Raw genomic sequence first — 15514 nt, 5'->3', positions numbered from 1 at the left:
AGGGAACTCATTTTTAATGGTTAATAATCAGGTTAAATACCGAAGAACGATTTGAGCACTGTCGCTACCACGACTAAGAAGATACAGCTACCAAACCAGGCGGCTGCCACCTTATTCGTATCCGGTTCCCCAGCGGTTTCCACTTATTGAATACTTTGACAGCGCCGACCAAGCCGACGACCGCGCCGATGGCGTACATCAGGTTACAGCCCGATTCAAAATACCCTTTAACCTTATTGGTCGCCTCGTCGATCCCGGCCGAACCGTCCTGCGCGAACAGCGACAGCGAACAAAGGACATTGAACACCGCTAAACCCAGGCTTAATAAATACCTCTTCGCCGGAACCCTCCGGCTTAACACTTTTCCGATCTTTTTCATGCAGGATCATTTTTGTTTTCGTTTCCTTCCCGGCCGCACCTTGCGGCCCTGATTCGTGAAGGATTTGAAGATCAAAAGCTTGCCTACCTCAATCGATCATCATTAAAGCGCCGACAACAACTCTTCCGCCGAAATCTTAAAGTCCAGCGTTTCGGATTCCCCGACCTTTTCGGCTACCATCAGGTAAAAAGTTTCCAGCAGGGTGCTCTCCAAAAGCTTGGGATACAAACGCACCGAAGCATTGACCTCCCCGATCAGCTCCGCCTTGGATAGATCTGAAGCCTGAAACAAAGGCTTGACATCTTCCATCAGGTCAAATAACTCCGAACGCAGGATCTCCCCGGAATCGACCGGCACATCGTAAGACAGGTCCCTCGGCACAAAACCGAAATCACCTTGCCCGAGGATACTTACACCCTCGGCTTCCGAAGCCTTCCCCATCAGGTCACCGGGATCTTCTTCAAACTCCTCCTGCCAGGCATGCTTCAAAGGCTCTACCTCCGGCGTCTTCCCCGACAAAAACTCAAACACCTCTTTCCGGAAAAAAAGCAATAAAACGACCAGCAGCCAGACCAGGCTGAAGATCAAAGCAGCAACCAGGAATTGCTGCCATGTGAATGCATGTAACATAAATATTGTGATTTAACCCGGCACGGCATTGTCCCGGGATGATGAGATCAAAGGTTGGGAGAACCTTGTTTTTTGTTTGGGGAAATTCCTGGGAAGTCCCCAAACAAAAAATATAAAACCCTAATTATCAGTCGATAATTTACCATCATCACCGCCACGAGCCTTTTTGATCTTCGCCGCCAGCTGCGCGCGTTTTTCCTTACGCCTGCGTTTGGCCTCCTCCGCCTCCGGGTCATAGGTATTCTTTTTATCGATGCGCAGGTTGATCCCATGCCGCATCCTATCCAGGAAATCCGTCGGGCTGATCTTCTTGCGCCCTTCCAGTTCCTCGAACCGCCGCGCCGGCCTGCCGATCCGCACATGCAAAACCTCCTCCATCCACTCGAAGATCTCCGCCAAACTCGCATTCCCCTCATTCAACTGCTTCGTATCATAGATCCCGAAACCCAGCTCCACCAAATTGATCGCATCACCCGTCCAGCGCATCTCCCTAGTCCTTTTCCGGGACGATGCAGGCGCATGCACCATCGGCGGCGTGCCCGCCATCGCCTCCATCATGGAAGCGCTCAACAGCCCAAAGGCCCGGAACTTCGCGAACAAATACGAACAAGGCGTAGGGAACATCGCGTCGAACTCCGGGATCTCCGGCACCAAGCGGTTACCCGGCTCCGCCACACCCGGAACAAAAAGCAGCTCATCCAGCGAAGTATCCGATAACCGGTAATAAGCATGCTGCAAAGCATATCGCGAAGGGAAACGGTTCACTACCCGCAACTCATCCAGCCAGAAGGCTCTCACTTTTTTTGGCACCGCCACCGGCACAGCCGACCAGATCGCATACCATTCCTGGTGATAGATATACCAGGCATAAAACTTCGGCAATAGCACCTTAGCGTATAAAACCTGCTCTTCCACCGAAGCCAAAGGATGTTCCACCAAATGGCCCCTTAAAAAATCAAGCGATTTGCGGATCACCGCCAGGGCAGGCGTCACCCGGTCCAAGGGCGCATTGAAATGCGCATTGATCTTCACCAGCGCGTCTTCCATTACACGCAGCTCCCGTTCACATACGTCAAATAACATAGTTTAATTGGATTTAAATGAACCCGCTGACTCCCCGCAGGGATATTAACTATCAAAAAATCAGCAGAGAAACGTATGTCTTACACCATAAGCGAAAAAATTGGAAGCATCAAAAATGCAGTACAAAAACAACACCCCGCAATACGTGAAAACCCTTAAGCGGACAAAACACGTGTAATCCCCTGAAATGAAAAGTTAAAAAATTGGATATAAAAGCCACCATCGAAAAATGTACCTCAACCTGTCCAAAAATGCGGAGGCCATTTTTTTATGTACCTCTTCGCCAAGGATAAAGACAATGGCATTCAACAAGCCCAATAAGAAGTTTCAGGGAATGAGGCAAGTGGGGAGTGGCAGATCATGCCCGATGAAGCGGATGAATATGACGAAGATCAACTCCCGCCACTAAAAAACCACCCGACCCTAATGATCGGTCAATTAATTCACACCTGGTTCAGTTAGCAATATCTGCGATATGACCATTCAGAAATATCTTTTTGTTCCTATTTGCCGATATTGATCGGGATGCCGACAGATATACCGATGGAGAACTGATTATGGAGCGGGGATGTACCGCTCCGGGCGAGGTCGGTATATTCCTTTAACACATTCGACCATTTCACATAAGGTACGATCGATAAAAGGTTCTTACTGTCTTTATCGCTGCTGGTTACGTTAAAGATCGCACCCGCCGATAAGGCCAGCTTATCCTGGGTGATCCAGGGATTCCCGTGGCTGTATTTGACTTCCGCATAGATACCAGGTATATAGGATTTCTTCCAGAACATTCCATAAAAATCCGCGAACACATCATAACCGAACCCTTCCCGGAAATCGCCCTCGTAACCCGTACCCGTCTCTTCTTTGGTCAAAGTTTCGGTACTGGACGGAACTTTTCTTAAAGAGTTCAATCCTTTCTATATGCCTTATTATGAGATTATTATAAAACCTATTATCGCCTTAGTTACCCGAAAAGTTACCCTACAACTTTGGTTCTATTTTAGCGATTTTGGGAAAGAACTTGTTCTCTAATTTCAAAGTTAAGAAACTTTTTTCGACTTCAAAACAGGCTTTTTTTATTATAAAAGATAGATTGCATGAGTGGACATTCCGGCATGCTTGACCATGCTGTTCCGTGCGCATTAGATCAATGAGTTGCGTTGTCAGATGATAATTTCGAGCTTTTTAATCAGCAAGTTAGCATGGTCAAAGTGTAACATAATTGCCTGAGCGCTTTTCTGGAACGCTTTGGTCAATGGCTCCAGAATATCCAATTGCAAGAGTTAAAGAAGAAAAAATGATAGAATCAAACAAGTTTCAAACTTCATTTGGTTTCTGGTACACATAGCGTTTTTTTCCGCACTAACCATCCGGCTTAATTTGTTTTTCTTGACCAAACCGAGCAGGATGCCCGATAGCTGGTAGGTATAAACCGTAGTGTTGTAATTGTCCGCACAAAACTGTGCAGTAGCGGAGATGAATTCGGGAATATTCATCTCATAAGCTCTCTCATATTCCGCGAACAGGCAAAAAACATCGTTGTTGTATGCACTGTATTTAGCAGGTCCGACAACCTTCAGACTGTATGTTGTGTTCATGATTATTGTATCTTGCACTTTAACAAAAACGATGTCCTTGAAGCCACTGATAATGAATACTAATAAAAACATCCAGGCCCCTAAGAAGGGGCCTGGATGTTTTTTATCTAAAATGCGATCTAAGCATCCAGGCCATACTTTCGTGTGTTTCCATTAACCCGGTAATAAAATCACTTGTGCCGGCATCATTATATTCGGCAGCAAATGGATTAATGTTTCCGCGAATGAATTCAATGATACTTTCGTGATCTTCCAAAAGTTCTTTCAAAAAGCCCTGGCTATCGTTCTTACTATCGCTTTTTTCAGTTAGGTGGGTAAGTTGAAGCAATTGTGCTAAGGTGGCCGGTGCATAGTGCCCTATTTTACGGATGCGTTCTGCAACGCTATCCATTAGCTCGTCCAGTTCGCCGTACTGGCTTTCAAAAAAGATATGCATGGAGTGGAAATCGGGGCCTTCAATATTCCAGTGCGCGTTACGGGTTTTGGTGTACAGTACAAATTCGTCTGCCAATAATTTACTTAATTGATCTGAAACAGCTTTCCTGTCTGCTTCGTTGATGCCAATGTTAGGTTTCATGATGTTATTTTTTATGATTATATGAATAGATATTTTTTCAACTCGGCAGAAGCCTGCACAATTAAAGATTTCACGGATGGAACTGTTGCCAGTGCGTTCAGCAAACCAAAATCGTGAATCATACCATTATAACGTACGGTAGTAACGGTTACGCCGGCCTCATTCAATTTGCGGCCGTAGGCTTCGCCCTGATCTCTCAGGATATCGTTTTCCGCAACCTGGATCAAAGCGGGTGGAAGGTCTTTTAATTCGTCCAGTGTTGCGTTTAATGGCGATACCAATATTTGCGCGCGTTCGCCCGCGTCGGTAGTATATTGGTCAAACATCCATTTCATTAATGGTGCAGTTAAAAAACGGTCCTGGCCGAATAGTGTATAAGATTCCCAATCGAACCTGGCATCGGTTACCGGCCACATCATAATCTGCAGACTGATTTTGGGACCATTTTTGGCTTTAGCCTGCAGGGCAGTAACGGCGGTCATATTACCACCTACACTGTTACCCACAACAGCCAGACGGCTACCGTCAACATTGATCTCTTTTCCATTTTCAGCCACCCATTTAGTTGCCGCATATATCTGGTTAATAGCTATCGGATATTGCGCTTCCGGAGATGGGGTATAATTTACAAATACAGCTACCACGCCTGATGCCACAACCAGATCGCGAACCAACCGTTCGTGAGTAGGGTAGTCGCCTAATATCCAGCCGCCACCGTGTATAAAAATAAATACCGGCAATTCTTCAGCTACACCTTCGGGGCGAACAATGTTTAAACTGATTTCCTGACCATCGGCAGTGATTGTTTTTTGTGATACTTCAATGCCTGAAAGATCCACTTTAACAGATGCCTGTGCTCCAATTAAAACCTGTCTCGCATCTTCTTTGGATAAAGTTTCCAGGGGGGCACCACCGCTATTTAATACTTTTAAAAATTCTTTAACCTGGCGGTCGATGTGTGGGTCTGTTGCGTAATTTACAATTTCAATTTCTTCAGTGATTGTGTTTTTCATGATATTTAATTTAAAGTGTTTTATAATTTTAATTGCTTTGTTTGTTGATGTAAAAGTAGATGGCAACTGCCATGATCTGAATTGCTATTCGTTGAACAGGCATATTTTGTCGTTGGGATATGCTTTTAGTACTTTGGAGGAATTGCAAATAGCTTACGTTGTGGTAACTTGTTCACTAATGATTCCTCAATCCCTAAATTCGTAGCAATAACATCTTTTGGATTGCCTGCCAGCCACTGGCTCAGATCAATGGCCTCATAGTTCCCATTATTAAACCCGATCAGGATCCGGCAAACCTCATCACCCGTATTTTTAATATAGTGGCCTGCGCCCATGGGTACGTAACCAACATCGCCCGCATTAAAATGCTCAGTAACTGCTGTTGCTTCTGCTAAAAACACGGTCATTTCTGCCGTGCCGGCCAGGTAATATTGCCATTCGTCGGCATTAGGGTGCCAGTGCATTTCGCGCAGTGCACCGGGCTGTAATTCTATAACAGAACCCGTCATCGAAGTGCTGATAGGGAATTCTTTGACAGACACCACCCGTTGTGTTCCTCCACCAGGAATCAGCCTTGGTTGCTGGGCTTCCAAAGGGTAGCGATGCAAACTGGTTAATGCTGGTTCAGGTCTGGCAAAAGCAATTGTGCTGCTTTCGTCAGGATTCGGGCCCAACGCAAAATAAGCTTCTTTATGCGGAAGCTGCGCAACTTCGCCGAGCGTGAGACCGAGGTTTTGGGCAACAACTTCCGGCGGTGTACTGGCTATAAAATCTGTGATGCTAAAGGTATGATCCTCAGAAAAATTGCCATTATCAAAGATCAAAATAAAGTGGCATTCTTTATCGCCTGTTGCCTGTATAGAATGGCCGTATCCTTTAGGGAAATACCATACATCACCCGGGCCAAAATTATCGATAAAAGCACTGCCGTCAGGATGAATGATGGTGGTGCGGGCGTTCCCTGTAATTACATAAGCCAATTCAGCAGCATTGGCATGCCAGTGCAATTCCCGCATTCCCCCTGGTTGTAATCGCATGGATACACCTGCTATGCCTACTGAAGCCGGAAATTCACGAACTGAAGCGCCCCGGGTTATTCCGCCAGGCCCTAATCGTGGTGTTTGTTTTTCAAGCTCAAACTTGAAGCTGATCTGCGGCTTTTCCATAACTCTAATATTAAATTTGGTGTTTGTTATTTGCTGACCTAAAGGTGCGAAGGAGTGATGCGATCTACAGCGTATATTCGTTGAACAGGCACTTATAATCGTTAAATACGTTTTAAACCCGCTAATGCCGGTACGCCAAAATTGGAAGACTATTTTTTTTAACCGATATTTACGCTACCGAATCATATACGATATATATTACACTATGACCTGCCTCATCATTGACGACAATCCCATAGCCCGAGCCACCCTGAGTCAACTGGCGAACCAGGTTAAAGACCTGGATATTATTTGTGAATACTGCAACGCAATTGATGCCTATAATCATTTACAGGCCGAAGAGGTCGACCTGATATTTCTGGACATTGAAATGCCGGAAATGAGTGGCCTGGAGCTGACCAGGAACCTGCGTAATAAAGGAACTATCATCATATTTACAACTTCCAAAAAAGAATATGCAGTTGAGGCGTTTGAGCTTAACGTTGCCGACTACCTGGTAAAACCCGTTACGCCCGCCCGTTTTTTGCAAGCGGTGAGCAAAGCCAGGGAAATTAACGACAGTAAAAAAGAAGACCTCCAGGTTAAGGCCGATGAGTTCATTTTTGTACGGGATTCAAATATTACCCGGCGCATCAGGTTTGATGAAATTTTATACGCAGAAGCGATGGGCGATTACGTGAAGTTTTATACCAAAGCAAAAACATATGCCATTCATGGCACACTAAAAGGTGCAGAGGAAAAATTGCCTGCGGCTAATTTCATCCGGGTTCACCGCTCCTATATCATCGCCATGGATAAGATCGATACTTTGCAGGAGGGTGGTTTAGTGATTAATGGGCAATTCTTACCTATTGCTGATGCTTACCGTAAATCGCTGAATAGCCGGATGAATGTTTTTTAGCCAACCTTCCTTTTTGCCTGTTCAACGATCTTTAATGCCCATCTAACTAATAACCTAATCAGTTCAAAGTCGTTTTATCCAATTTTACCGATTGTTTTTATGAACACAACACCCCGGATAATGGCAAACAAACGTTTTGGTTATTTTATGCTGGTAGCTTTTGGCGTTGCTACTATATTATTGCTCATCATACAGTATAACTTTTCTGCCAATATGGATGCCATGCTGCATGGCAATGAAAAACTGATGGAGGAATTGAGCGCGAGTAATCACCTGAGGGAAATTGACCGGGATATCTTAGGGGTGGAGAGCCGGATCAGGGCCGCAATTGCAACTGATGATACATCTCACCTGGAGGGGATTGATGGAAAAGTATCATCTATAATGGTGTATCTTGATTCTATGGATAATGATGCAGCAGGAAAAACTACAGTAAAGTATCTGCGTAGGCTAAAGCAACTCTCCGAAGAAAAGGTCAATACCAAAAACGCCCTTATTAAACGCTATTTGAAGCTAGGTAACATGAATGACACTACATTCATTGCCAATCCGCGCGCACGCAGAATTTCAGACGAGATCACTTCTGTTACGCATAAAATATATGACATCCGCCAGCAGAAAATAGTTGCCCTAAGCCAGGATAACGTTGCGGGCAGCAGGCATGCCCGGGTTTACAGTAATGTATTAATAGGCTTTATGTTTGTTAGTGGCGCTGTGTTGTGCTGGTTCATCTTAGGCCAGTTCCGCCAGCAAAACAAGTTAATTATTAAACTGGATGCTTCAGAAAAGAGGTCAATTGAAGCTTTGCAGGTTAAAGAAAATTTCCTGGCCAATATGAGCCACGAGATTCGTACGCCGCTTAACTCGATACTTGGGTTTACCAATTTATTGCAACGGCGGGATAAAGACCCCGATTCGGCAGAGTTTATTGAAGCTATCCAGAAAGCTGGCGAAAACCTGATGGCAATCATCAATGATATTCTTGACCTGTCTAAGATCGAAGCAGGGATGATGCGGATTGTGAAAGCCCCGTTCAGCGTGCGCGGGCTCATCCATTCTATCGAAACACTTTTTAAAGAAAGGGTTAATGAGAAGGGTTTGCAGTTAAATTGTAGCGTTGCAGATAACGTACCTGATACCCTGGTGGGCGACGCTACCCGCCTTACACAGATATTGGTGAACCTAATTGGCAATGCGTTAAAATTTAGTGATGGCGGGATGATCGAAGTTCAGATAGATATCGTATCTGCAAATGGCAGCGATATGCAACTGGGTGTAAAGGTTAAGGATACAGGCATCGGTATCAGCAATGAAAAACTCGACAAAATTTTTGAACGCTTTAATCAGGCTGAAGATTCCATCACCCGTAATTATGGCGGAACCGGCCTTGGCCTTGCCATAGTTAAAACGCTAATAGATTTGCAGGGCGGCACTATAGAAGTGCATAGCGTACCCGGTAAAGGAACGGAATTTGCTTTCTATATGCCATATACCGTAGCCAATGAGCAAATCAATCCCGAGCCGCAATTAACTACTCGAGCGTTAAAAGAAGTGGTCAACCCGTCGCTGCAAATATTGGTAGTGGATGATAATGTCATGAACCAAAGTTTGATGAAACACCTGTTAAGCCAATGGGGGACATCTTTCATAATAGTGGGCAATGGCTTAGAAGCACTGGATGCTCTTCAAACCAAAACCTTTGATTTGGTGCTGATGGATATACAGATGCCTAAAATGGATGGTTATACTACCACCCGCCACATACGCGAAGAACTTAAATTGGATACGCCCATAATAGCCATGACTGCCCACGCCATGGCTGGCGAACGCGAAAAGTGTTTGAGCAATGGCATGAACGATTATATTTCCAAACCCATTAATGAGGAACACCTTTTTAAAATGATCGTTAAATTTGTCGGGCCAAAAATTGAAACAGTATCCGCAGCGATGCCAGTTACTGCCCTCCGGTCATATCAATTTATTGATCTTGCTTATATGAAAGATATCAGCAAGGGCAATGTGAGTTACGAACAACTGGTTACGGGTCATTTTATAGAGGGTATACCGGCTGATGTTGATAACCTGGAAACGGCTTTTGTAAAGAAAGATTTACCCGGAGTTAAACGCATAGCCCATGATATGAAAACCAGCGTAGCCATAATGGGTTTGTTACCGCTATTAAGCAATATGCTGGATGCGCTTGAAGATGCTGAAAGTATGGAAGTTGTGCAGCCATCAGTTATAGCTGAGGTGAAAAAAACATGCCTGGCCGCGGTAGAAGAGGCCAGGCATATCTTTTAATAAGGGTCAATATCAATCATTTGATCGTGCGGGTAACAGTAAGCCCAATATTCATCTGGTTCGGCAGATATTACAACGGGGTGATGGGTATGTGCGGCATGTTTAGATGCATGTTGGTTAGGCGACGAATCGCAGCATAAAACAGCTCCGCAAGTTTGGCACGCCCGCAGATGCAGCCATGTACTGCCCGTTTTTACACATTCTTCGCAATAATATTTGTCGGCGGGCTTAACTACCATTAATTTAAGGTGATTGCAAATTTGAGTTTCCATTTTCTAATAATTTTTAGTTAAATATCTATATACAAAAGTTACGGCCATAGCCCCCTCGCCAACGGCTGAGGCTACCCGTTTAATGGAGTTATGCCTGACATCGCCGGCAGCAAAGCAGCCAGGGACGCTGGTTTCTAAAAAGGCTGGTGTAAATGAATTGGACCATTTGCTTTTAAAGGATGGTTCATGCAAATCTGTACCCGTTACCAGGTAACCAGCCTCATCACGTACTATAGGCGTGTCCTTTGCCCAGGCTGTATTGGGCTTGCCGCCAATACATACAAATACAAAGCGGGTTGAATAAACCGCTACTGTTTGATTAAGATTATCTGTTACACTAATTTCTTTTAACGTGTTATCCCCACTTAATGCAGTTATGGTCGAATTAAAAAGAACCTCAATATTTTTCTTATTTTTAATACGGTTAAGCAGGTAAAACGATAGTGTAGAAGCAAGATCACTGCGGCGGATAACCATCGTTACCTTTTTTGCATATTTGCAAAAATTAAGGGCAGCCTGTCCGGCAGAGTTGCCGCCGCCAACAATAAAAACATGTTCGTTGGTGCAAAGCAACACCTCACTAGAGCCCGCGCCATAGTAAATACCTTTATCCAGATAGTGGTCTTCTTGGGGCAAATTAAGCCGACTATACGCTACACCGGTAGCCGAAATATTGGCCTTGGCAATAATTTTACTACCATCTACAAGGTCTACATGCAGTTTACTATCAATAAAACTGGCATTAACGCCGCTACGCATTAACAGTATTTCGGCACCAAATTTTACAGCTTGCTGCCGCGCGCGTTCAGCCAACTCGGCCCCGCTTAATCCGTTGGGGAAACCCAGATAATTTTCAATAAGCGAACTGGTGCCGGCTTGCCCACCGATAGCTTCGCGTTCCACCAACACGGTACGCAAACCTTCTGACGCTGCATATACCGCGGCACTAAGGCCGGCCGGGCCGGCACCGAAGATTGACACATCGTATTCTTTATGCTTAGGCTTAGTAATCCATCCAAGGTTTAAGGCGATAGACTCAATAGAAGGATCAAACAAAAGTTTCCCACCCGGCAATTCAACTACCGGCAAATTTACGTAGTCGGGTAGCGGTTCTTTTACCAGATGCTGTAAGGTATTAATATCAGGCACCGGTATCCAGTCAAAAGTAGCTACGCTGCGCTTTAAGAAATCTCTGATAATGTAGGCCTCGCCGGATTCCATGGTGCCGTAAACTTTTACGGTATTTAACACTGCTTTAGTTGTTTCCATAGCTTTACAATTTAAAAGGCCCTTTTATATTGAAATGGAACATCAACCTTTGCCCCCAGTATGTTAGCTGCGTGCAGCGGAAAATAAGGATCTCTTAAAAATTCGCGAGCCATGATGGCCAGGTCGGCTTTTCCGGATGCGATGATCTCATCAGCTTGTGCAGCTTCGGTGATGGCGCCAACGGCACCGGTTAGGATACTTGCTTCGGCTTTGATCTTTTCGGCAAAGGGGACCTGGTACGAGGGATAAACCCTTGCTTTATCCAAAAACACGAAACCTCCTGCCGAAGCCGTGATCAGGTCTACACCTATTTGTTTCAATATACCGGCCAGAATAACGCTATCTTCTATTTTCCAGGCTCTTTCGTCTTCCAAATAATCTACAGCAGATAGGCGTACCAGTAAAGGCATGGTTTGCGGGATGATCCGTCTGATCTCTTCAGCGGTTTCTACCAACAGGCGGATGCGGTTCTCAAAACTTCCGCCATACTTATCGGTGCGCTGATTAATGATATTTGAATAAAACTGGTGAAAAAGATAGCCGTGCCCGGCGTGCAGTTCAATAGCGTCAAAACCTGCCGCTACCGCCCGTAACGCGGCTGTGGAAAAGTCTTTCCTGATCTTTTGAATGCCCCGTAATGAAAGTTCTTTCGGAAGGCTCATGTTGTTAAAAGGCGCAACGGCCGATGAACTTTTGGTTAGCCAGCCGCCGTTTTCGGGCGTTAGGTACTGCAAGCCGTCATTAGGATGCGACCGGCTGCCCTTGCTGCCAAAATGGGCTATCTGGGCGGCAGTTTTGGCACCCTGTTCATGGATGAATTTGTTTATGGTGCGCCAGCCGGCTATCTGTCCGTCGTTCCATAAGCCAGCATCATAGTGGGTACTACGTCCTTCTTTATTAACGGAAAGGCTTTCGGTTATAATCAGACCGGCACCACCCACGGCCCGGCTGCCCAAATGAACCATGTGCCAGTGCCCAACTTTGCCGTTAACGGCACTAAATTGCTGCATGGGCGATACCGCTATCCTGTTTTTTAATGTCATACCCCTAATTTGGAGTGGGCTGAATAAATTGAGAGTTGCCATGGTTTTCGCTTTAATTTTTGTAATTTTCAATAGTGTCGATATCGCGGATCTCGGCTTTGTCGGGGTTTTCACCAGCATCACGCAAGGCTCTTCTTTGCCTAAGTAAGTCCCAATGTTGGTCAAGCTCCAGCTTTATTTGATGCAGTTGGGCTACTTCCTCATCAGTAAGGTTTTCTTTAACCCAAAGTTTTTCTTCCCTGTCAGTTAAGTTTTTCAGGTGTTTTAATATTTGCAAGTCTTCCATGATCTTTTTATTTATTTCAAGAAATTTGTTTTTAATGTATCCCAAACCTCGCCACCATCGCCTAAAAGCGTTTGCCTTAACATATAAATACCAAAACCCTTTGCTTCGTCAAAATTTATCTGCGGCGGCATGGCCAGTTCTGTTGGGTTGGTTAACACATCTATCAAAACCGGTCCTTTGTGCGCCAAAGCCTTTGCTACCGCACCCGGTAAATCTTCTGAATTTTCTACGCGTATACCCATTATGCCAATTGCCTCTGCCATTTTTGCGAAATCGGGGTTTTTAAGTTCGGTACCAAACGGCGGCATACCTATTACCTTCATCTCCATGGCTACAAAGCCTAACGAACCATTGTTATAAATAATCAGTTTCACCGGGAGATCATACTGGTAGATGGTCAGGATATCGCCCATCATCATCGCAAAACCTCCATCGCCGGATAGGGAGATCACCTGCCTTTCTGGAAACGCAAGTTGCGCGCCAATAGCCTGAGGCATGGCGCTGGCCATAGAGCCGTGGTTAAACGATCCGATCAGCCTTCTGCCTTTTTTCATATCCAGATACCTGGCCGCCCAAACCGTAGGGGTACCTACATCGGCGGTGAATATGGTATCTGGTTCTGCCTGGTCGCTTAAAACTTTGGTGAGGTATTCGGGATGTATTAATCTCCCGGTTTCACCTGCGGCGCGTTTATCAAGATTCTTTCGGTTTTGCTTATATCGGGCCTGGCAGTCTTTCAGGAATGAGGTATCGGTTTTGGCTTTTACCAATGGTATTAGGGCCTTGATGGTTTCACCAATATCACCTGTAAGCCCTAAGTCCAGTTTGCAGCGCCTGCCCAAACGTTCGGGCCTGATATCGATCTGAACAATTTTTGCACCATCGGGATACCATTCCTTGTATGGAAAATCGGTGCCCAGCATCAACAGCAAGTCGCAGTTCTTTACCGCGTGGTTGCCGGATGCCATCCCGATCAGCCCGGTCATGCCCACATCAAAAGGGTTGTCATATTGAACATATTCTTTCCCGCGAAGCGCGTGTACCGTAGGTGATGAAAGCATCCCTGCCAGTGTAATTAACTCATCATGCGCGCCGGCACAGCCTGCGCCGCACAGCAGCGTTATCTTTTCAGCCTGGCTGATGAGCTTTGCCAGTACATTAAGGTCGGTATCTGATGGTCGGGTAACCGGGCGGTTCAAAAACAACGGATGCTCCAGTTCGTCGTTGTCAATTGACTGTATGGCCACATCTCCTGATAAGCTCACTACCGATACCCCTTTTAGGCTAACAGCTGTTTGAATAGCTATTTGCAATACCCTTGGCATTTGCTTGGCGGAAGCAATAGTTTCGCAATAATAACTGCACTCGCGAAACAATGCCTCGGGCCTGGTTTCCTGAAAATAGCTGGTGCCTATTTGCTCGCTGGGTATCTGTGCGGCAATGGCTAATACTGGTGCATTACTGCGATGCGCATCATACAATCCGTTTATCAGGTGCATATTGCCCGGGCCACAGCTGCCCGCGCAAACCGCTAATCTACCTGTCAATTGCGCTTCTGCGCCCGCGGCAAATGCTGCTGCCTCCTCATGACGGTAGTGGATCCATTTTATTTTACCTGATTTGCGCAGTTCATCGGTAATTCCGTTGAGCGAATCGCCCACTACGCCATGTATGTGTTTTACACCGGCGTGTTCCAGTATCTCTACTAATTTTGATGCTATGGTTTGTGACATGATAATTCAACTTTTAAAGTGTATGCCTATTTAGGTAAGCGGATCCTGATATTTACTCAAATCGTGGAGGATGGCTATCATTACTAAAAAACGCTTTGATGGGGCAACTCATGGTAAAGGCTGTAACTTCCAGGTAAAATATAGCCGGGGCTATAAAATACAAAGTATGTGTGCCGTAAGTCCAGTCGATAGCGGATAACATGGGCATGGTCATCACAAAAGCAGCCCTGATGACCGATTCTTTCACAGTCAGATTTTCCGGTGCCTCGGCGTTGAACCAACTCCCGGCTGACTTTGGTTTTGAAACTATTTCCCGTTTAACTTCAGTATCCGTTTGAACCGATTTTTTTACACGTTTATTTTTTGTGTGTACAAAGGAGATGTGAGGTGGCAATGCTAATGCTTTCATGGCGACTATGTTTTAATGTTGTTTAATTATATTCTAAAATTAGCGCCGTAATCAAAAAAATCAATATCGCTTTCGTCGAATAAGGAAATACAGTCGTTGAAAACAAGAAATGGGCTGTTGAGCTTAAAGCATTGAAGCACACGGCGGAGAGGTATGGGTGAAAAGCCAGCCATACAAAGGCTTCCTACAGAGGCTACAATACCGGCTGTTTCTTATATTTGATCAAAAAATTAAGCAGATGCCAATTCATGTGGCCATTACACGTAAAGTTTTGCCCGGTAAAGAGCAAGAGTTTAAAGACGCTCTCCAACAATTTATGGGCGAATCGTTCCGGCACGACGGGGTACACGGCGCCAGCATCATATCTGGCCCCGATGGTGATGCCGACCGGGAGATTGGCATATTGCGTACCTTCAAAAACAAGGCGGAGCGGGATGCCTTTTATCATTCCGAACATTTTAGAAAATGGGAAGAATATGCATCAACGATAACAGAAGAGCCTGTTTACCTGGAGTTAAACGGCCTTGAGGCATGGTTTAGGTCAGCTTCAGCACCGCCGCGATGGAAAATGGCGCTGGTTACTCTTTGCAAGGTTTTTCCAACCAGTATTTTTCTCAATTTATCCATTGGCCCTTTTATAAAGGATCTTCCTTTAATTATTCGCCTGTTCATTATCGCTGCGGTTATGGTAGGTATTTTAACCTGGATAGTGATGCCAAGGCTTACCCATATCCTGAAGAAATGGCTCAGATAATCCCGTCGATAAATATTAAGGTAACAGTTACACCAACTTGCTTCAATGTACACTTGTAAACTTCTCTTTTCCTTTAAATGCAGGAATTAGTATACTGTTG

The 15514-nt window shown here is 45.2% G+C and carries 16 protein-coding genes and 1 pseudogene; 3 read left to right on the top strand and 14 right to left on the bottom strand.

All coding sequences use genetic code 11. The annotated features are described in order from the left end of the window. Nucleotides 1-32 precede the first annotated feature (32 nt). From BDD43_RS10000 to BDD43_RS09965, 8 genes and pseudogenes are all read right to left on the bottom strand, one after another. Nucleotides 33-379, bottom strand: a pseudogene (locus BDD43_RS10000) (DUF4134 domain-containing protein). Nucleotides 380-481: 102 nt separating this feature from the next. Then, nucleotides 482-1009 carry a hypothetical protein gene (locus BDD43_RS09995; RefSeq protein WP_121197542.1) on the bottom strand — a complete coding sequence of 176 codons (528 nt, stop codon included), beginning with the start codon at nt 1007-1009 and terminating at the stop codon, nt 482-484. Nucleotides 1010-1129: 120 nt separating this feature from the next. Beyond that, on the bottom strand, nt 1130-2056 hold the full coding sequence (locus BDD43_RS09990; RefSeq protein WP_162847021.1) for an RteC domain-containing protein: 927 nt from the start codon (nt 2054-2056) through the stop codon (nt 1130-1132). Nucleotides 2057-2595: 539 nt separating this feature from the next. Next, nucleotides 2596-3003 (bottom strand): hypothetical protein, encoded by a 408-nt coding sequence (locus BDD43_RS09985; RefSeq protein WP_121197540.1) that lies wholly within the window; start codon nt 3001-3003, stop codon nt 2596-2598. A gap of 372 nt (nt 3004-3375) precedes the next feature. Next, complete coding sequence (locus tag BDD43_RS09980; protein ID WP_147425603.1) at nt 3376-3690, bottom strand: hypothetical protein; 315 nt, start codon at nt 3688-3690, stop codon at nt 3376-3378. A 103-nt stretch (nt 3691-3793) separates the two neighbouring features. Then, the gene (locus BDD43_RS09975) at nt 3794-4267 is read right to left on the bottom strand and encodes a Dps family protein (RefSeq protein ID WP_121197538.1); all 474 of its coding nucleotides are present in this window, start codon (nt 4265-4267) and stop codon (nt 3794-3796) included. A 17-nt stretch (nt 4268-4284) separates the two neighbouring features. Continuing rightward, on the bottom strand, nt 4285-5280 hold the full coding sequence (locus BDD43_RS09970) for an alpha/beta hydrolase (RefSeq protein WP_121197537.1): 996 nt from the start codon (nt 5278-5280) through the stop codon (nt 4285-4287). A gap of 125 nt (nt 5281-5405) precedes the next feature. Next, nucleotides 5406-6446 carry a cupin domain-containing protein gene (locus tag BDD43_RS09965; protein ID WP_121197536.1) on the bottom strand — a complete coding sequence of 347 codons (1041 nt, stop codon included), beginning with the start codon at nt 6444-6446 and terminating at the stop codon, nt 5406-5408. Between the two features lie 205 nt (nt 6447-6651). Here BDD43_RS09965 and BDD43_RS09960 point away from each other — a divergent pair, with 205 nt between their 5' ends. Next, a complete protein-coding gene (locus BDD43_RS09960; RefSeq protein WP_162847020.1) occupies nt 6652-7347 on the top strand; it encodes a LytR/AlgR family response regulator transcription factor in 696 nt (231 codons plus the stop codon). 99 nt (nt 7348-7446) lie between these two features. Beyond that, a complete protein-coding gene (locus tag BDD43_RS09955; protein ID WP_121197534.1) occupies nt 7447-9648 on the top strand; it encodes a hybrid sensor histidine kinase/response regulator in 2202 nt (733 codons plus the stop codon). On the opposite strand, the gene BDD43_RS09950 is transcribed toward BDD43_RS09955, so the two are convergent. From BDD43_RS09950 to BDD43_RS09925, 6 genes are read right to left on the bottom strand one after another with little or no spacing between them, the layout of a single operon-like run. Next, nucleotides 9645-9920, bottom strand: a complete 276-nt coding sequence (locus BDD43_RS09950) for a UBP-type zinc finger domain-containing protein (RefSeq protein ID WP_121197533.1) — start codon at nt 9918-9920, stop codon at nt 9645-9647. The two genes, BDD43_RS09955 and BDD43_RS09950, sit on opposite strands and share 4 nt — an antisense overlap. Before the next feature lie 3 nt (nt 9921-9923). Further along, nucleotides 9924-11189, bottom strand: a complete 1266-nt coding sequence (locus BDD43_RS09945; RefSeq protein ID WP_121197532.1) for an NAD(P)/FAD-dependent oxidoreductase — start codon at nt 11187-11189, stop codon at nt 9924-9926. An 11-nt stretch (nt 11190-11200) separates the two neighbouring features. Then, the gene (locus BDD43_RS09940; RefSeq protein WP_121197531.1) at nt 11201-12274 is read right to left on the bottom strand and encodes an NADH:flavin oxidoreductase/NADH oxidase; all 1074 of its coding nucleotides are present in this window, start codon (nt 12272-12274) and stop codon (nt 11201-11203) included. Nucleotides 12275-12284: 10 nt separating this feature from the next. Next, a complete protein-coding gene (locus tag BDD43_RS09935; protein WP_121201946.1) occupies nt 12285-12518 on the bottom strand; it encodes a DUF2630 family protein in 234 nt (77 codons plus the stop codon). An 11-nt stretch (nt 12519-12529) separates the two neighbouring features. Next, nucleotides 12530-14251 carry a ubiquinone-dependent pyruvate dehydrogenase gene (poxB, locus tag BDD43_RS09930; RefSeq protein ID WP_121197530.1) on the bottom strand — a complete coding sequence of 574 codons (1722 nt, stop codon included), beginning with the start codon at nt 14249-14251 and terminating at the stop codon, nt 12530-12532. A 52-nt stretch (nt 14252-14303) separates the two neighbouring features. Further along, nucleotides 14304-14660 carry a hypothetical protein gene (locus BDD43_RS09925; RefSeq protein WP_121197529.1) on the bottom strand — a complete coding sequence of 119 codons (357 nt, stop codon included), beginning with the start codon at nt 14658-14660 and terminating at the stop codon, nt 14304-14306. A gap of 238 nt (nt 14661-14898) precedes the next feature. Here BDD43_RS09925 and BDD43_RS09920 point away from each other — a divergent pair, with 238 nt between their 5' ends. After that, the gene (locus BDD43_RS09920) at nt 14899-15414 is read left to right on the top strand and encodes an antibiotic biosynthesis monooxygenase (RefSeq protein ID WP_121201945.1); all 516 of its coding nucleotides are present in this window, start codon (nt 14899-14901) and stop codon (nt 15412-15414) included. Nucleotides 15415-15514 lie beyond the last annotated feature (100 nt).

The organism is Mucilaginibacter gracilis, assembly GCF_003633615.1.
Classification (GTDB): Bacteria; Bacteroidota; Bacteroidia; order Sphingobacteriales; family Sphingobacteriaceae; genus Mucilaginibacter; species Mucilaginibacter gracilis.
Note: the sequence above shows the minus strand (reverse complement) of the source record. Positions and strands in the feature narration are given on the sequence as shown.

What these genes read in the sequence shown, in the direction of transcription:
- BDD43_RS09995 (WP_121197542.1), bottom strand. Translation starts at nt 1,009, where the DNA reads ATGTTACATGCATTCACATGGCAGCAATTCCTGGTTGCTGCTTTGATC.
- BDD43_RS09990 (WP_162847021.1), bottom strand. Translation starts at nt 2,056, where the DNA reads ATGGAAGACGCGCTGGTGAAGATCAATGCGCATTTCAATGCGCCCTTG.
- BDD43_RS09980 (WP_147425603.1), bottom strand. Translation starts at nt 3,690, where the DNA reads ATGAACACAACATACAGTCTGAAGGTTGTCGGACCTGCTAAATACAGT.
- BDD43_RS09975 (WP_121197538.1), bottom strand. Translation starts at nt 4,267, where the DNA reads ATGAAACCTAACATTGGCATCAACGAAGCAGACAGGAAAGCTGTTTCA.
- BDD43_RS09970 (WP_121197537.1), bottom strand. Translation starts at nt 5,280, where the DNA reads ATGAAAAACACAATCACTGAAGAAATTGAAATTGTAAATTACGCAACA.
- BDD43_RS09965 (WP_121197536.1), bottom strand. Translation starts at nt 6,446, where the DNA reads ATGGAAAAGCCGCAGATCAGCTTCAAGTTTGAGCTTGAAAAACAAACA.
- BDD43_RS09960 (WP_162847020.1), top strand. Translation starts at nt 6,652, where the DNA reads ATGACCTGCCTCATCATTGACGACAATCCCATAGCCCGAGCCACCCTG.
- BDD43_RS09955 (WP_121197534.1), top strand. Translation starts at nt 7,447, where the DNA reads ATGAACACAACACCCCGGATAATGGCAAACAAACGTTTTGGTTATTTT.
- BDD43_RS09950 (WP_121197533.1), bottom strand. Translation starts at nt 9,920, where the DNA reads ATGGAAACTCAAATTTGCAATCACCTTAAATTAATGGTAGTTAAGCCC.
- BDD43_RS09945 (WP_121197532.1), bottom strand. Translation starts at nt 11,189, where the DNA reads ATGGAAACAACTAAAGCAGTGTTAAATACCGTAAAAGTTTACGGCACC.
- BDD43_RS09940 (WP_121197531.1), bottom strand. Translation starts at nt 12,274, where the DNA reads ATGGCAACTCTCAATTTATTCAGCCCACTCCAAATTAGGGGTATGACA.
- BDD43_RS09935 (WP_121201946.1), bottom strand. Translation starts at nt 12,518, where the DNA reads ATGGAAGACTTGCAAATATTAAAACACCTGAAAAACTTAACTGACAGG.
- poxB (WP_121197530.1), bottom strand. Translation starts at nt 14,251, where the DNA reads ATGTCACAAACCATAGCATCAAAATTAGTAGAGATACTGGAACACGCC.
- BDD43_RS09925 (WP_121197529.1), bottom strand. Translation starts at nt 14,660, where the DNA reads ATGAAAGCATTAGCATTGCCACCTCACATCTCCTTTGTACACACAAAA.
- BDD43_RS09920 (WP_121201945.1), top strand. Translation starts at nt 14,899, where the DNA reads ATGCCAATTCATGTGGCCATTACACGTAAAGTTTTGCCCGGTAAAGAG.